The 13,782-nt window shown below is 72.7% G+C and carries 13 protein-coding genes; 4 read left to right on the top strand and 9 right to left on the bottom strand.

The window, feature by feature from the left end; genetic code table 11:
* Nucleotides 1-12 precede the first annotated feature (12 nt).
* Together AC07DF_RS13065 and AC07DF_RS13060 are read right to left on the bottom strand one after the other, a co-directional pair.
* Complete coding sequence (locus tag AC07DF_RS13065) at nt 13-603, bottom strand: TetR/AcrR family transcriptional regulator (RefSeq protein WP_478969993.1); 591 nt, start codon at nt 601-603, stop codon at nt 13-15.
* Nucleotides 600-2,117, bottom strand: coding sequence for a 3-hydroxyacyl-CoA dehydrogenase (locus AC07DF_RS13060; RefSeq protein WP_478969991.1), 1,518 nt, complete (start codon nt 2,115-2,117; stop codon nt 600-602). The genes AC07DF_RS13065 and AC07DF_RS13060 overlap by 4 nt, the downstream gene beginning before the upstream one ends.
* 160 nt (nt 2,118-2,277) lie before the next feature.
* Between AC07DF_RS13060 and paaN the strand changes: the two genes are divergently transcribed.
* Nucleotides 2,278-3,969, top strand: a complete 1,692-nt coding sequence (gene paaN, locus AC07DF_RS13055; RefSeq protein WP_478969989.1) for a phenylacetic acid degradation protein PaaN — start codon at nt 2,278-2,280, stop codon at nt 3,967-3,969.
* Here paaN and AC07DF_RS13050 read toward each other — a convergent pair.
* From AC07DF_RS13050 to AC07DF_RS13040, 3 genes are read right to left on the bottom strand one after another with little or no spacing between them, the layout of a single operon-like run.
* A complete protein-coding gene (locus AC07DF_RS13050; RefSeq protein WP_478969987.1) occupies nt 3,966-4,706 on the bottom strand; it encodes a TrmH family RNA methyltransferase in 741 nt (246 codons plus the stop codon). The genes paaN and AC07DF_RS13050 overlap by 4 nt on opposite strands.
* Complete coding sequence (locus AC07DF_RS13045) at nt 4,703-5,920, bottom strand: HTTM domain-containing protein (RefSeq protein WP_478969985.1); 1,218 nt, start codon at nt 5,918-5,920, stop codon at nt 4,703-4,705. The genes AC07DF_RS13050 and AC07DF_RS13045 overlap by 4 nt, the downstream gene beginning before the upstream one ends.
* Nucleotides 5,917-6,672, bottom strand: coding sequence for a DUF5819 family protein (locus AC07DF_RS13040; RefSeq protein WP_478970964.1), 756 nt, complete (start codon nt 6,670-6,672; stop codon nt 5,917-5,919). Before AC07DF_RS13040 ends, AC07DF_RS13045 begins: the two co-directional genes overlap by 4 nt.
* 303 nt (nt 6,673-6,975) lie before the next feature.
* On the opposite strand from AC07DF_RS13040, the gene AC07DF_RS13035 reads away from it, so the two are divergent.
* Nucleotides 6,976-8,109, top strand: a complete 1,134-nt coding sequence (locus AC07DF_RS13035) for an acyl-CoA dehydrogenase family protein (RefSeq protein ID WP_478969983.1) — start codon at nt 6,976-6,978, stop codon at nt 8,107-8,109.
* A 16-nt stretch (nt 8,110-8,125) separates the two neighbouring features.
* Here AC07DF_RS13035 and AC07DF_RS13030 read toward each other — a convergent pair whose 3' ends face one another.
* The 4 genes from AC07DF_RS13030 to AC07DF_RS13015 all read right to left on the bottom strand — a co-directional run bounded on the left by AC07DF_RS13030 (nt 8,126) and on the right by AC07DF_RS13015 (nt 11,668).
* Nucleotides 8,126-8,455 (bottom strand): rhodanese-like domain-containing protein, encoded by a 330-nt coding sequence (locus AC07DF_RS13030; RefSeq protein ID WP_478970962.1) that lies wholly within the window; start codon nt 8,453-8,455, stop codon nt 8,126-8,128.
* Between the two features lie 81 nt (nt 8,456-8,536).
* The gene (locus AC07DF_RS13025) at nt 8,537-9,385 is read right to left on the bottom strand and encodes a hypothetical protein (RefSeq protein WP_478969981.1); all 849 of its coding nucleotides are present in this window, start codon (nt 9,383-9,385) and stop codon (nt 8,537-8,539) included.
* A 76-nt stretch (nt 9,386-9,461) separates the two neighbouring features.
* Nucleotides 9,462-10,895, bottom strand: coding sequence for a DUF2252 domain-containing protein (locus AC07DF_RS13020; RefSeq protein ID WP_478969979.1), 1,434 nt, complete (start codon nt 10,893-10,895; stop codon nt 9,462-9,464).
* Nucleotides 10,896-11,002: 107 nt separating this feature from the next.
* Nucleotides 11,003-11,668: a ScbR family autoregulator-binding transcription factor gene (locus AC07DF_RS13015; protein ID WP_478969977.1), complete on the bottom strand. Its 666-nt coding sequence runs from the start codon at nt 11,666-11,668 to the stop codon at nt 11,003-11,005.
* Between the two features lie 170 nt (nt 11,669-11,838).
* Here AC07DF_RS13015 and AC07DF_RS13010 point away from each other — a divergent pair, with 170 nt between their 5' ends.
* Complete coding sequence (locus tag AC07DF_RS13010; RefSeq protein ID WP_478969974.1) at nt 11,839-12,855, top strand: ScbA/BarX family gamma-butyrolactone biosynthesis protein; 1,017 nt, start codon at nt 11,839-11,841, stop codon at nt 12,853-12,855.
* Complete coding sequence (locus AC07DF_RS13005) at nt 12,852-13,775, top strand: NAD-dependent epimerase/dehydratase family protein (protein ID WP_478969972.1); 924 nt, start codon at nt 12,852-12,854, stop codon at nt 13,773-13,775. The genes AC07DF_RS13010 and AC07DF_RS13005 overlap by 4 nt, the downstream gene beginning before the upstream one ends.
* Nucleotides 13,776-13,782: the final 7 nt, after the last annotated feature.

The following is a 13,782-nucleotide window of genomic DNA, read 5'->3' as shown; positions in this document are numbered from 1 at the left end:
GACCCCAGAGGCTCAGGAGTCCTTCCGGAGCCCTCCGAAGGCCAGCCGCACCACCGCGTCGGCCACCTCGCGCTCGTTCATTCCGCGCCCGTCGGGCCGGTACCACTCCACGATCGAGTTGATCATTCCGAAGACCAGCCTGGTCACCAGCCGGACCTCTATGTCGCCGCGCACGTCCCCGTCCGCGGCCGCCGCCTTGATCAGGTCGGCCACCCGGTGGTCGAAGTCGCGGCGCCGCTCCAGGGCCCACCGCTCGGTGTCCGTGTTGCCGCGCACCCGCAGCAGCAGGGTCACGTAGGGCAGCTCGGCTATGAGCACCTCGACCATGCGCCGCACGACGTACTCCAGGCGCTCGGCGGACCGCCCCACGCGCGCGTGCTCCTCGTCGAGGATCCCGAAGAGTCCGTCCAGGGCCCGGCTCACGGCGCGGCGCAGCAGCTCCTCCTTGCCGGTGACGTGGTGGTATATCGACGACTTGGAGATGCCGGCCGCCTTGGAGAGGTGCTCCATGGAGGTGCCGTCGTAGCCACGCTCGTTGAACACCCGGACGGCGACGGACAGCAGGGTGTCCGGGGTGTACGTGTCGCGCTTGGCGGTGGTCATGATGCTGTGCCCTCCCGCTTGTCGGAGGCGTGGGCGTGGCGGTACAGGGCGAGGGACGGCGTGTAGCGCCCCGAGGGGTCGCGCAGGTGGAGGTCGTCCAGGAGCGCGTAGGCCCAGTAACGGCCGAGTTTCCGGCTCCACTCGAAGGGGCCCAGGGGGTAGTTGACGCCGAGGCGCATCGCGGTGTCGATGTCCTCCTCGGTGGCCACGCCCTTGGCGACCGCGTCGTGCGCCAGGTCGATGATCCGCGCGACCGTGCGGGCGACGATCATGCCGGGGACGTCGCCGATGAGGCTGACCCGCTTGCCCAGCGCCTGGAAGAGGCCGATGGCCTCGGCGAGGGTCCCCGGGGAGGTGTCCTGGGAGGCGGACAGGGCGATCCGGGTGGCCTTGCGGTAGTCGAGGGCGAGGTCGAAGTAGACGACGTCCCGGAACTCCACGGAGGTCTGCCCGTCGGCGAGGGCGAGCTGGCCGCCGCTCGGCAGCACCATGCGGGTGCCGTTGTCGTCGTCCTCGTCGCGGACCGGGATGCCCGCCTCGCGGATCAGCGCGAGCAGGTCGGACGCCGGTCCCAGGTCGCCCTCGGCGACGACGTACGCGGGCGGCTGCCGCTTCTCCGCCGTGTCGGGCTCCGGGCGCTCGGCGCCCTCCTGGTGGTCGTACCAGCCCTGGCCGGTCTTGCGGCCCAGCCGGCCGGACTCGACCAGGCGCCGCTGGGCGAGGGACGGGGTGAAGCGCACGTCCTGGAAGAAGGACTGCCAGACGGACCGCGTGACGGACTCGTTGACGTCCTGGCCGATCAGGTCGGTCAGCTCGAACGCGCCCATCCTGAAGCCGCCCGACTCGCGCAGCACGGCGTCGATGGTGGCCGGGTCGGCGCCCTGTGCCTCGTACACCGCGAAGGCCTCGGCGTAGAAGGGCCGGGCGATGCGGTTGACGATGAAGCCGGGGGTGTCCGCGCAGGCGACCGGCGTCTTGCCCCAGGCGCGGGCCGTCTCGTACGCGCGCGTGGCCGACGAGACGTCGGTGGCGAACCCGGAGACGACCTCGACCAGCGGCAGCAGCGGCGCCGGGTTGAAGAAGTGCAGGCCGACGAAGCGGCCGGGGGAGCACAGCGCGCCGCCGATGGCGGTGACGGACAGGGACGAGGTGTTGGTGGCGAGCAGGCAGTCGTCGGCGACGATGCCCTCCAGCTCGCGGAACAGGTCCTGCTTGACGTCCAGCCGCTCCAGGACGGCCTCGACGACCAGGGAGCAGTCCGCGAGCTCGGTGAGGGTCCCGGCGGGCAGCAGCCGGGCGCGGGCCGCGTCCCGCTCGGCGGCGGTGAGCCGCTCCTTCTCCACGAGCCGGTCCAGGCGCGCGCCGATCTCGTCGGCCGCCTCCCGGGCCCGCCCGGGAAGGGTGTCGTACAGCCGTACGGGATGGCCCGCGACCAGCGCGACCTGGGCGATGCCCTGGCCCATGGTGCCGGTGCCGACGACGGCCACGGGGCTGCTGAGGTCGAGTGCTGTCATGTGCGCGATCCTCCCGCACGGGGTTTTCCACAGATGCGGCGGACCCCCTTGAGCCGACCGATCGTTCGGTTACTCTAGCTGTGTCCGAGTGTTCCTGCCCAGGTTTCTGCCCAGGTCATGAACTCGACGAAGAGTTCTTGAGACGAGGAGTTGGTCACCCATGACCGCCGCACTCTCGGCGCACGAGCTGATCGCCCGGCACCGGTCCACCCTCGACCAGGCGCTGGAAGCGATCCGCACGCGCGCGTACTGGTCCCCGCACCCCGAGCACCCCAAGGCCTACGGGGAGCACGGCAGCCTGGACGCGGCGGCGGGCAAGGCCGCCTTCGACGCCCTGCTCGGCTCCCGCCTCGACCTGGGCCAGCCCGGCACCGACGACTGGGTGGGCGGCGAGACCTCCCCGTACGGCGTCGACCTGGGCGTGACGTACCCGCACGCGGACCTCGACGTGCTGCTGCCCGCCATGAAGGCCGGACAGCGGGCCTGGCGGGACGCGGGCGCGGAGCAGCGCGCGGTGGTCTGCCTGGAGATCCTCAAGCGCATCAGCGACCGGACCCACGAGTTCGCGCACGCGGTCATGCACACCTCCGGCCAGGCGTTCATCATGGCGTTCCAGGCGGGCGGGCCGCACGCCCAGGACCGCGGCCTGGAGGCGGTGGCGTACGCGTACGTGGAGCAGGTGCGCACGCCCGACAACGCGGAGTGGACCAAGCCGCAGGGCAAGCGCGACCCGCTGGCGATGAACAAGCAGTTCACGCCGGTCCCGCGCGGCATCGCCCTGATGATCGGCTGCAACACCTTCCCGACGTGGAACGGCTACCCGGGCCTGTTCGCCTCCCTCGCCACGGGCAACGCGGTCCTGGTCAAGCCCCACCCGCGCGCCGTGCTGCCGCTCGCGCTGACCGTGCGGGTCGCGCGCGAGGTGCTCGCCCAGGCGGGCTTCGACCCGAACCTGGTCGCGCTGGCCGCCGAGCGCCCCGGCGAGGGCATCGCCAAGACCCTGGCGACGCGTCCCGAGATCCGGATCATCGACTACACGGGCTCGACCGAGTTCGGCGACTGGCTGGAGGCCAACGCCCGCCAGGCGCAGGTGTACACGGAGAAGGCCGGCGTCAACACCGTCGTCGTCCACTCCACGGCCGACTACAAGGGCATGCTCTCCAACCTGGCGTTCTCGCTGTCCCTGTACAGCGGCCAGATGTGCACGACCCCGCAGAACCTGCTCGTCCCCCGGGAGGGCATCTCCACGGACCAGGGCCCCAAGTCCTACGACGAGGTGGTCGCCGACCTCGCCAAGGCGGTCGACGGCCTGCTCGGCGACGACGCCCGGGCGAACGCGCTGCTCGGCGCGATCGTCAACCCGGACGTGAAGGCCCGGCTCGAAGCCGCGTCGGGACTGGGCGAGGTCGCCCTGGCCTCCCGCGAGATCACCAACCCGGACTTCCCGGGGGCGGCCGTCCGCACGCCGGTGATCGTCAAGCTGGACGGGGCCAAGCCGGACGACGAGGCCGCGTACATGAGCGAGTGCTTCGGGCCGGTGTCCTTCGCCGTCGCCGTCGATTCGGCCTCGGACGCGGTGGAGTTGCTGCGTCGGACCGTCCGGGAGAAGGGCGCCATGACCGTCGGGGCGTACACGACCGACCCGGAGGTCGAGCAGGACGTGCGGGAGGCCTGTCTGGAGGAGGCGGCGCAGTTGTCGCTGAACCTGACGGGCGGGGTGTATGTGAACCAGACGGCCGCGTTCTCCGACTTCCATGGGTCGGGAGGGAACCCGGCGGCGAGTGCGGCTCTGTGTGACGGGGCGTTCGTCGCCAACCGGTTCAGGGTGGTCGAGGTGCGGCGGGAGGCCTAGAAGCTCCCGCAGCTCCAGTGGTACAGGGTCATCGCCACGCTCGTCGCCAGGTTGTAGCTGCTGACCTGCGGACGCATGGGGAGGGACAGCAAGTGGTCCGCACGCGCCCGTAGTTCCCTCGACAGGCCCGTGCGTTCCGAGCCGAACGCGAGGACGGCGTCGTCCGGGAGCTTGATGCCCCGGATGTCGTCGCCCTCTGGGTCGAGGGCGAACAGCGGGCCGGGCGGCAGGTCGGGGACCTCCAGCCGTTCCACCGCGGTCGCGAAGTGCAGCCCGGCCCCGCCGCGTACGACCGTCGGATGCCAGGGGTCCACCGTCCCGGTCGTCACCACGCCCGTCGCGCCGAAGCCGGCGGCCAGGCGGATCACCGCCCCCGCGTTGCCCAGGTTGCGCGGGTTGTCGAGGACCACGACCGGGGTGGTGCGGGGCGTGCGCGCCAGCCGCGCGAGGTTGGACTCGCGGGAGGGGCGTACGGCGAGCGCGGCCATGGCGGTGGGGTGCGGGCGCGGCACGAACGACGCGTACGTCTCGTACGGCACCTCCGTGAGCAGCGCGCCCAGCGCGTCCCGTACGTCCGGGGCCAGCTCGTCGGCGAGGGCGAGCGCGGCCGCCCGGTCGGCGGTGACCGCCACCGGCACCTCGGCGCCGAACCGCACCGCGTGCTTGAGGGCGTGGAAGCCGTCGAGCAGGACGGTGCCGCCGGCGAGCCGGTGCCAGACGGTGACGGGGTCGGTCATGCCCCGAAGCCTACGCGCGTGGCCTGGGAACTCTCGGGGGCGTGCTGCTCGGGCACCGGCACGCGCCCGCCGCGCCGGCGCGGCAGCCGGTCACGCGCGCGTGCCGACCAGCCTCCCAGGCGGCGCAGGAAGGACGTCGGCAGGAACACCGCGTCCGCCGCGATCATCGCCAGCGAGAAGAACGGCAGGCCCAGGACGACAGCGATCACGGCGTGCTCGGTGATCATGAGCGCCAGCAGGACGTTCTTCACCCGCCGGTTGAACAGCGTGAACGGGAAGGCGACCTGCACGAGGACCGTCCCGTAGGTCACAAGCATCACCAACGTGCCGCTGGAGGACAGCAGGTCGGCGAGGGCGGGCCAGGGCGAGAAATACTCCAGGTGGAGCGGGTAGTAGACGGCGGTGCCGTCCTGCCAGCGGGAACCCTGGATCTTGTACCAGCCGGCCGTCGCGTAGATCAGGCACGCCTCAGCCATGATCACGAGCAGGGCGCCGTTGTGCACGATGTTGGCGACGACGTCGAGCAGGATCCGCGGCTCGCCGGACTTCGCGCGGCGCCCGACCAGCCACCACAGGGCCTGCGCCGCCCACACGGTCCACAGCAGCACGGGTATCAGCAGGTCGTCGCCGTCCATCCGGCCGGCCAGGGTCGCCGCGAGCAGCACCGCCCCGAGCACGCCCCACAGGGCCGGTCCGGTCCGGTCCCCTGCCCGCTCGCCCCGCGCACGGGCGTCCCGGGCGCGCGCGGCCCGCCGGGCGTCCAGCGACCACACCTGGGCACAGCGCGTGAAGACCAGATAGATCGACATCAGGTGCAGCACGTTGTCGCCGCCGTCGCCCATGAAGACACTGCGGTTCTGCAGCGACAGCACGCCGACCATGAACAGCACCGACATGGTGCGGGTGCGCCAGCCCAGCAGCAGCAGGGCGCTGGACAGGATCGCGAGCGCGTAGACGAGCTCGAACCAGATCCGGCCGTCCGACCAGATCAGGATGGTGAAGGCCTTGTTGGTCCCGATCAGCTGCTCGGCGAGACCCCAGCTCCAGGGCCCGTCGGGACCGTAGAGCTCATGGCGGTGGGGCAGCTCGCGCAGCAGGAACAGCAGCCAGGTCGCGCTGAAGCCGATGCGGATCACGGCCGTCTGGTACGGGCCGAGGGCGGCCTCGGTGACCCGGGCGATGCCGCGCGAGACGGCCAGCGAGAAGCCGTTCACCGCACGCCTCCCCGGGCCTCGTCGCGCGGCACCGGCCACCAGGGCAGCTCGCGGTAGGCCGGCGTCATGGAGACCTTCTCCCGGCTCCACTTGGGCGGGGGCACGTTGGTGGTGCGGGAGCGGACCTGGACGCGCTCGATGACAGCGCCGTCCCCGGCCGAGGCGTCCGCCGCGTCGTCGCGGTCGAGCCGCAGCACCACGATCCGGCGCAGATACGACTCGGAGAGCGAGCCGCGCAGGCCCACCGGGCGGCTCTCGCTGTCGTGCGTCGCGGTGAAGAAGTCCCAGGCGCGGCGCAGCTCGTTCTGCTGGGTGTGGCTGGGCAGCAGATTGCCGTCGATGGCCCGGCCGTCCTCGGCGGACAGGTCGTACCAGCCGGTGCTCAGCTTGTCGCCGTCCGCGCCGCGGACCTCGGCGCGGGCCTGGATCGAGATGTCCTGCTGGAGCGGATTCGGGGCGAAGAGCTTCCAGTTCTGCTCGAACTCCGGATAGATCCAGTCGTCCACGGCCCTGCCGTGCTCCTTGGTGACCGTGTTCGAGGGCGCGACGTGCAGGAATGTCATCGCGATATGCACACAGACCCCGATCGCGACGACGGCGAGGGCCACCGCGACACCGATCTGGTACGGAAGGGAGAGCGCGGCGATGCCGGAGCGGGGCGGGTCGGGCGGACCCGGCTCGGCGAGCCCGGACGGGCCGGGCGGGCCGTCCGGCCCGTGCCGGGCGTTCGAGCCCTCGTCGTACGCGTCCAATTCCGCCCCGTTCCAGATCCCGGTCCGTCGTACCTCCCGCACACCAGCGCGCGGCGTCGGCACCGGCACGGTACTCAGGCCACCCACCCCGGCACAGCCCCTGGCCGCCGGTCCCTGTCGTGGCCGTCGCCACACCGCGGAAGCCGACTGTGCGGAAGCCGACCGTGCGGAAGCCGGAAGCCGACCGTACGGCAGGAAGCACACCCTACGGCGCCCGCCCGTACGCCCATTCCCTTCTTCTAGAACCTGTTCTATCTTGACGCCCCGTCAGCTCAACGGGATCGGCCCGGAAGGACAGGCACCGTGGACTTCACCTTCACCGAGGAGCAGCAGGCGGCGGCCGAGGCGGCGAAGGGCGTGTTCGCCGGGGTCGCCCCGGACGCCGTGCCCAGCCCCGCGCTCACCCCCGGCGCCGTCGCCGAGACCCACGACCGCGCCCTGTGGGCCGGGCTCGCCGGCGCGGACCTGCTGAGCCTGCTGCTCGACGAGCGCTACGGCGGGGCCGGCCTGGACGCCATCGCGCTGTGCCTGGTGCTGCGGGAGTCGGCTCAGGTGCTGGCCAGGGTGCCGCTGCTGGAGAGCAGCGCGGCAGCGGCGGCCGTCCAGGCCTTCGCCGGCGACGAGGCGAAGTCCGCCCTGCTCGCCCGGGCCGGCCGGGGCGAGATCGTGCTGACCGTCGCCGCGCACGGCCGCACCGGCCACGACCCGGCCGAGCTCGCCGTGACCGCGCGGCAGGACGGCGAGGCCTGGGTGCTGGACGGGGTGCAGACGGCCGTGCCGTGGGCCTACGACGCGGACGTCACGGTCGTACCCGCCCACACCGCGACCGGCCGGACCGTCCTGGCCCTGGTGCCCCGCGAGCACCCCGGGGCCGTCCTCGCCGAGCAGTTCTCCACCAGCGGTGAGCGGCTCGGCGAGCTGCGGCTGGAGTCGGCCCGGCTCACCGCGCGGGACGTGATCGACGCCGAGGGGGCGTGGGAGTGGCTGCGGGACCTGCTGGCCACCGGGACGTGCGCACTGGCGCTCGGGCTCGGGGAGCGCGTGCTGCGGATGACCGGGGAGTACACAAGCAAAAGGGAGCAGTTCGGGTTCCCGATCGCCACCTTCCAGGCCGTCGCCGTGCAGGCCGCCGACCGCTACATCGACCTGCGCGCGATGGAGGCCACACTGTGGCAGGCCGCGTGGCGGATCGCCACGGGGTCACCCGGCGCGCTGCCCCCCGCCGGTGACGTCGCCGTCGCCAAGATCTGGGCGGCGGAGGGCGTACGCCGGGTCGTGCAGACCGCGCAGCATCTGCACGGCGGATTCGGCGCCGACGTCGACTACCCCCTGCACCGCTACCACGCCTGGGCCAAGCACCTGGAGCTGTCGCTCGGCCCGGCCGCGGCACACGAGGAGGCCCTGGGCGACCTGCTGGCGGCGCACCCACTGGCTTGAACGCCCGCGAGAAGCGTCAGAGGACGAACCCCTGCTGCCCGTCGTCCGTCACCACGGGACGGCCCGCCGCCTCCCACACCTGCATGCCGCCGTCGACGTTCACGGCGTCGACGCCCTGCTGGGCCAGGTACATCGTGACCTGGGCGGACCGGCCGCCGGAGCGGCAGATCACATGGACGCGGCCGTCCTGCGGGGCGGCCTCGGTCAGCTCGCCGTACCGCGCGACGAACTCGCCGATGGGGATGTGCAGCGCCCCTTCGGCGTGACCGGCCTTCCACTCGTCGTCCTCCCGGACGTCCAGCAGGAAGTCGCCGTCCTTGAGGTCCCCGACCTCGACCGTGGGCACACCAGCTCCAAAACTCATGCCTCCGACGCTACCCGACCCGCCCCACGGGCCCCGGCCGGGACGCGGCTCAGCCCTCGCGGCTCAGCCCTCGCCGAGCAGCGTGGCCAGCTCCGTCTCCCGCTCGGTGACCTGGGTGCGCAGCTGCTGCCCGATCTCGTCCAGAAGACGGTCCGGGTCGTCCGGGGCCAGCTGGAGCATGTGGCCGATGGCGCTCTCCTCCAGCTCCTTGGCGAGCAGGGCGAGCAGTTCCTTGCGCTGGGCGAGCCACTCCAGGCGGTTGTAGAGCTCCTCGGCGCGGCTCGGGCCCCGCTTCAGCTCGGGCCCCTTGGCCCACTCCTCGGCGAGCTCGCGCAGCTCCGCCGCGTCGCCGCGGGCGTAGGCGGCGTTGACCCGGGTGATGAACTCCTCGCGCCGCTCGCGCTCCTTCTCCTCCTGGGCCAGGTCCGGGTGCGCCTTGCGGGCCAGGTCCCGGTAGAGCTTGCGGGCCTCCTCGCTGGGGCGGACCCGCTGCGGGGGCCGGACCGGCTGGTCCGTGAGCATCGACACGGCCTCCGGGAACAGGCCGCTGTCGTCCATCCAGCCGTTCAGCAGCTCCTCGACGCCCGGGATCGGCGCCAGCCGCGATCTGGCCTCCTCCGCGCGCCGCAGGTCGTCGGGGTCGCCGCTGCGAGCGGCCCTGGCCTCGAGGATCCGGGCGTCCAGGTCCTCGAGCCGGGCGTACAGCGGACCGAGCTTCTGTTCGTGCAGCCGGGAGAAGTTCTCGACCTCCACGCGGAAGGTCTCCACCGCGATCTCGTACTCGATCAACGCCTGCTCGGCGGCCCGCACGGCCCGCTCGAGCCGCTCCTCGGGCCGGGCCGCGTCGCCTTCGGGCGTCACCCGTTCCTCATCGGCGCCGCCACCGCCCTGCTCAGCTTCCGGGGTCGTCACCCGACCAGCCTAGGCCACACCGCGCCCGGGACGGCCACACGCCGCAGACACCCCAAGGCCACAGCGACAACAGAGGTCACACCCCCATCTCCGCGGCGACCTTCCCCGTCCGCACCCCCGCCACCAGATCCGCGTGATCCGCCTCGGTCCGGTCCGCGTAGGCCACGGCGAATCCCGCCATCGCCTCGTCCAGCTCCTCGCTCTTGCCGCAGTACCCGGCGATGAGGCGAGGATCGGCGCTGTGGGCGTGTGCCCGGGCCAGGAGCGCGCCGGTCATCCTGCCGTAGTCGTCTATCTGGTCGGCGGCCAGCGCGGCCGGATCGACGCTGCCCTTGCGGTTGCGGAACTGGCGGACCTGGAAGGGGAACCCGTCGACCGTCGTCCAGCCCAGCAGGATGTCGCTGACGACCTGCATCCGCTTCTGGCCCAGCACGACCCGCCGGCCCTCGTGCACCGGCTCCGGCGCCTCGAAACCGGCCGTCACCAGATGCGGCACCAGCGCCGAGGAACGCACCTCCTTGACCTGGAGCACCAGCGGCTCGCCCCGGTGGTCCAGGAGCAGCACGACGTAGGAACGGGTGCCGACGCTGCCGGTGCCGACGACGCGGAACGCCACGTCGTGCACCGCGTGCCGGGCGAGGAGCGGCAGACGGTCCTCCGGCAGGGTCCCGACGTACTCCTCCAGGGACGAGGCGACCGCCGCGGCCTCCGCGTCCGGGACGCGCCGCAGCACCGGCGGGGCGTCGACGAACCGGCGCCCTCCGCTGCCCGTGGCCTGAGTCGACTTGGCCGCGAACCTGCCGCTCGTGTTGTGCCGGGCCTTCTCGGAGACCCGCTCCAGCGTGCCCAGCAGGTCATGGGCGTCCGTGTGGGAGACGAGCTCTTCGTCCGCGATCGCGTTCCACGCGTCCAGCACCGGGAGCTTGGCCAGCAGCCGCATGGTGCGGCGGTAGGCGCCCACCGCGTCGTACGCCGCCTTGCGGCACCGGTCCTCGTCCGCGCCGGCCTCCCGGCCCGCCAGCACCAGGGAGGCCGCGAGGCGCTTGAGGTCCCACTCCCAGGGGCCGTGCACCGTTTCGTCGAAGTCGTTCAGATCGATGACGAGGCCGCCGCGCGCGTCGGCGTACAGGCCGAAATTGGCCGCGTGGGCGTCACCGCAGATCTGGGCCCGGATCCGGGTCATGGGGGTGCGCGCCAGGTCGTAGGCCATGAGGCCCGCCGTGCCGCGCAGGAACGCGAACGGGGTGGCGGCCATGCGGCCGACCCGGATCGGGGTGAGTTCGGGGAGCCGGCCGCGGCCGGACTCCTCGACCGCGCTCACCGCGTCGGGCCGGGACGCGTCCAGGTCGAGCAGGGAGTGCGCGCCGCGCGGGATCCGCTTGCGCAGGGCCTTGCCCTCGTCCTTGGGCGAGCCCTCGGCCGGCCAGTCGGCGAAGCCGCGCACCCGGGGCAGCCGGCGGTCCGTCCCGTCCGCCGCCATGTCCTCGGCCCCTACACCAGCCCTGGTCATCCCAACCGCCTCCCCCGTACGCGCACGAACATCAACTCGTGCCGACCGTACATCCGGGCGGCTGAAACGCGTCAGACCCTGTGGACAACTCCCCGGCTGTGGACAGCTCACGCGGGAGCGGGGAGCGCCTGTCCTTTCGCCACCTCCGCCGCTTCGGCGAGCACCCGCTCCGCCCGCCCCACCGAGACGTCGAGCCTGGCCAGCACCGCGGGCACGCAGATGCTCGGCAGGAAGTGCTCGAACAGCACGACGACACGGCGTTCCAGATCCCGCCGCTGGCAGCGCAGCTGGGAGAGCAGCTGCACGCCCGAGAAGCTGCCGACCAGCAGCTCGGCCGTCTCCGCCACGTCGACGTGCTGCAGCAGTTCGCCCTGCGCCTTGGCCTCGGCCAGCCGCTGCACGTTCTGGTCGAACCACATCCCGAAGGCCTGGGTGCGGTCGAGGTCCATGGCCCCCTGGTCGAGGGCGAGCCCCACACTGGCCCGCACCAGCGGCTCGGACCGCAGCCGGCGGGCCAGCACCAGACCGGAGTCGACGAGTTCCTGGAGTTTGCTGGACTGCGGCGGGAGGGTGATCGCGAGCTGTTCCTCGAACACCCCGATCGCGAGCTCCTCCTTGGAGCCGAAATGGAAGTACAGCGCGCCCTTGGTGACGCCCGCCCGGTCCAGGATCTCTCCGATGGTCGCCGAGGTGTAGCCGCGTTCGTCGAAGACGGCCGCCGCCGCCTCCAGGATGGTCCGCCGGGTGCGGATCGCGCGCTCCTGTCGCGCCATCGGGTGCCTCCTGATCTCCGTCGATCCCTGTGAAGTCACTGTGCAGCGGGGGCTCGAGGGCCTGTCCCGGCGGCTTGGCTCACCCTTTGAAAAAAACCGGCTCGTCCGTATCTTAGACAAACGTCCAAGTCAGACAGACCGCAGCCAGGCAGCCGATCCTGGGGGTTCTCATGCCGCAGACAGGGCCTTTAAGCGCGCCCACGGACGATCAGACCGGACGCGAGGCCCGTCCGGCAAACAGAACCGTTGCGGCCGTCGAGAACGCGCCACAAGCCGGGCGCGCGCCCCACACCGCCGTCACCGCCGACCTCGCCCACCGCACCACCGCCGCCGACGTCTTCCCCACCCGGTGGCGCCGGATCTCCGACGCCCGCTTCCGCTTCACCGCGCGCTGGCCGGCCGCCCACCCCTTCTTCGGCCCCGTGGACGACCGCCACCAGGACCCGATGGTCGTAGGCGAAACGTTGCGGCAGGCCTCGATGGTGCTCGCCCACGCCGAGTACGGGGCCCCGGCCGACACCCACTTCGTGATGTGGGACCTGACGGTCCGGGCCGACCCGTCCGCGCTCCCGCTGTCGGACGCCGCCGAACCGGTCGAGATCGACGTCGTGTGCTCCGAGGTACGCCGCCGCGGTCGCGGTCTGAGCAGCATGCGGACCACGATGGAGTTCCGCCGCGCGGGACGCTTCGTCGCCCGCGGCACCGGCAGCACCGGCTGCACCTCGCCGCTCGCCTACCGCCGTCTGCGCGAGCGGCAGCTGGCGGCCCTGGACACTCCGGTGCCGCTGCTGGAGGGCATCGCGCCCGAGCTCGCCGGCCGCTCCCGCGCCGAGGACGTCGTCCTCGCCCCCGGCGACCGCCCCGGTGTCTGGCTGCTGCGCGTGGACACCCGCCACCCGGTCCTCTTCCCCCGCCCCAACGACCATGTGCCGGGCATGGCCCTGTTCGAGGCGGCCCGCCAGGCCGCGACCGCCGCGACCGGCCTGCACCCCTTCCTGCCCCGCTCGATGACGGCCACCTTCGCCCGGTACGCCGAACTGCACAGCCCCTGCCGGCTGGAGACCGAGGTGCTCGGCACGGACCCGGAGGAGGTGACCGTACGGGTCTCGGGGCGGCAGGACGGCGAGTCCGTCTTCACCGCCACGCTGACCTCCGCACGGCCCGCCCGGGTACGGTCGCTGTCGTGACGGCCGACCTTCTGATCACGGGCGCGAGCGGCTTCGTCGGCAGCCAGGTGGCCGCCGCCGCGGGCCGACAACCCGGTGTGCGCGTAAGGCGGTTGTCCCGGCGGGCCCCGCCCGGCCCCGAATCCGTCCCCGGCGACCTCGCCGATCCGGCCTCCCTGCGCGGCGTCTGCGCGGGCACCGACGTCCTGGTGCACTGCGCCACCCGGGTCAGCGGCGACGCCGAGACCGTCGAGGCCGTCAACGACCTGGGCACTCGGGCCCTGGTCGAGGAGGCCGTGCGCTCCGGGGTGGGCCGGATCGTGTACGTGAGCACGGCCGCCGTGTACGGCCGGGGCCCTTTCCGCGGCGTACGCCCCGGGGAGGTGCCGATCGCACCCGCGTCGACCACCAGCCGTACCCGGGCCGCCGCCGAACGGCACGTCCTCGACGCGGGTGGCCTGGTGCTGCGGCCGCACCTCGTCTACGGCGAGGGCGACCGCTGGGTCGTCCCCGGACTGGTGTGGCTGCTGGGCGAGTTGTCGGCGACCCTGACCGGCTGCGCGGCGCTCCAGTCGATGATCGACGTCGGCACCCTGGGCCGTGTAGTGGTGGCCGCGGCCCTGTCCCCGGCGCACGGCGGCGGTGTGCACCACGTCAACCACCCCGAGCCGGTCGCGGTCGCGGACCTGCTCGGAGCCGTGACCGCGCAGTTGGACCTGCCCGGCGGCGGTGCCTCGGTGGACGTCGCCACGGCCCTGGACCGGGCCGCCGGGACACCGCTCGCCCTCCATCACCTCGGCATGCTCACGGTCGACCACTGGTTCGTGGACGACGCCTTCTGGAAGGATCTCGACTGCTCGCCCGGCGAGGGCTTCGCGGCGTCCTTCACGCGGGCGGCACCCTGGTACCGCTCGTTCCTCGGAGACCGGACGGCTTCCTGACCGGCCG

The sequence above is a fragment of the Streptomyces sp. NPDC044719 genome, from assembly GCF_056433405.1.
This window is presented reverse-complemented; position numbering and strand designations above follow the sequence as displayed.

Bases quoted from the DNA above. Each gene is read 5' to 3' on its own strand.
- AC07DF_RS13065 (WP_478969993.1), bottom strand. From the start codon at position 603: ATGACCACCGCCAAGCGCGACACGTACACCCCGGACACCCTGCTGTCC.
- AC07DF_RS13020 (WP_478969979.1), bottom strand. From the start codon at position 10,895: ATGACCAGGGCTGGTGTAGGGGCCGAGGACATGGCGGCGGACGGGACG.
- paaN (WP_478969989.1), top strand. From the start codon at position 2,278: ATGACCGCCGCACTCTCGGCGCACGAGCTGATCGCCCGGCACCGGTCC.
- AC07DF_RS13015 (WP_478969977.1), bottom strand. From the start codon at position 11,668: ATGGCGCGACAGGAGCGCGCGATCCGCACCCGGCGGACCATCCTGGAG.
- AC07DF_RS13050 (WP_478969987.1), bottom strand. From the start codon at position 4,706: ATGACCGACCCCGTCACCGTCTGGCACCGGCTCGCCGGCGGCACCGTC.
- AC07DF_RS13060 (WP_478969991.1), bottom strand. From the start codon at position 2,117: ATGACAGCACTCGACCTCAGCAGCCCCGTGGCCGTCGTCGGCACCGGC.
- AC07DF_RS13010 (WP_478969974.1), top strand. From the start codon at position 11,839: ATGCCGCAGACAGGGCCTTTAAGCGCGCCCACGGACGATCAGACCGGA.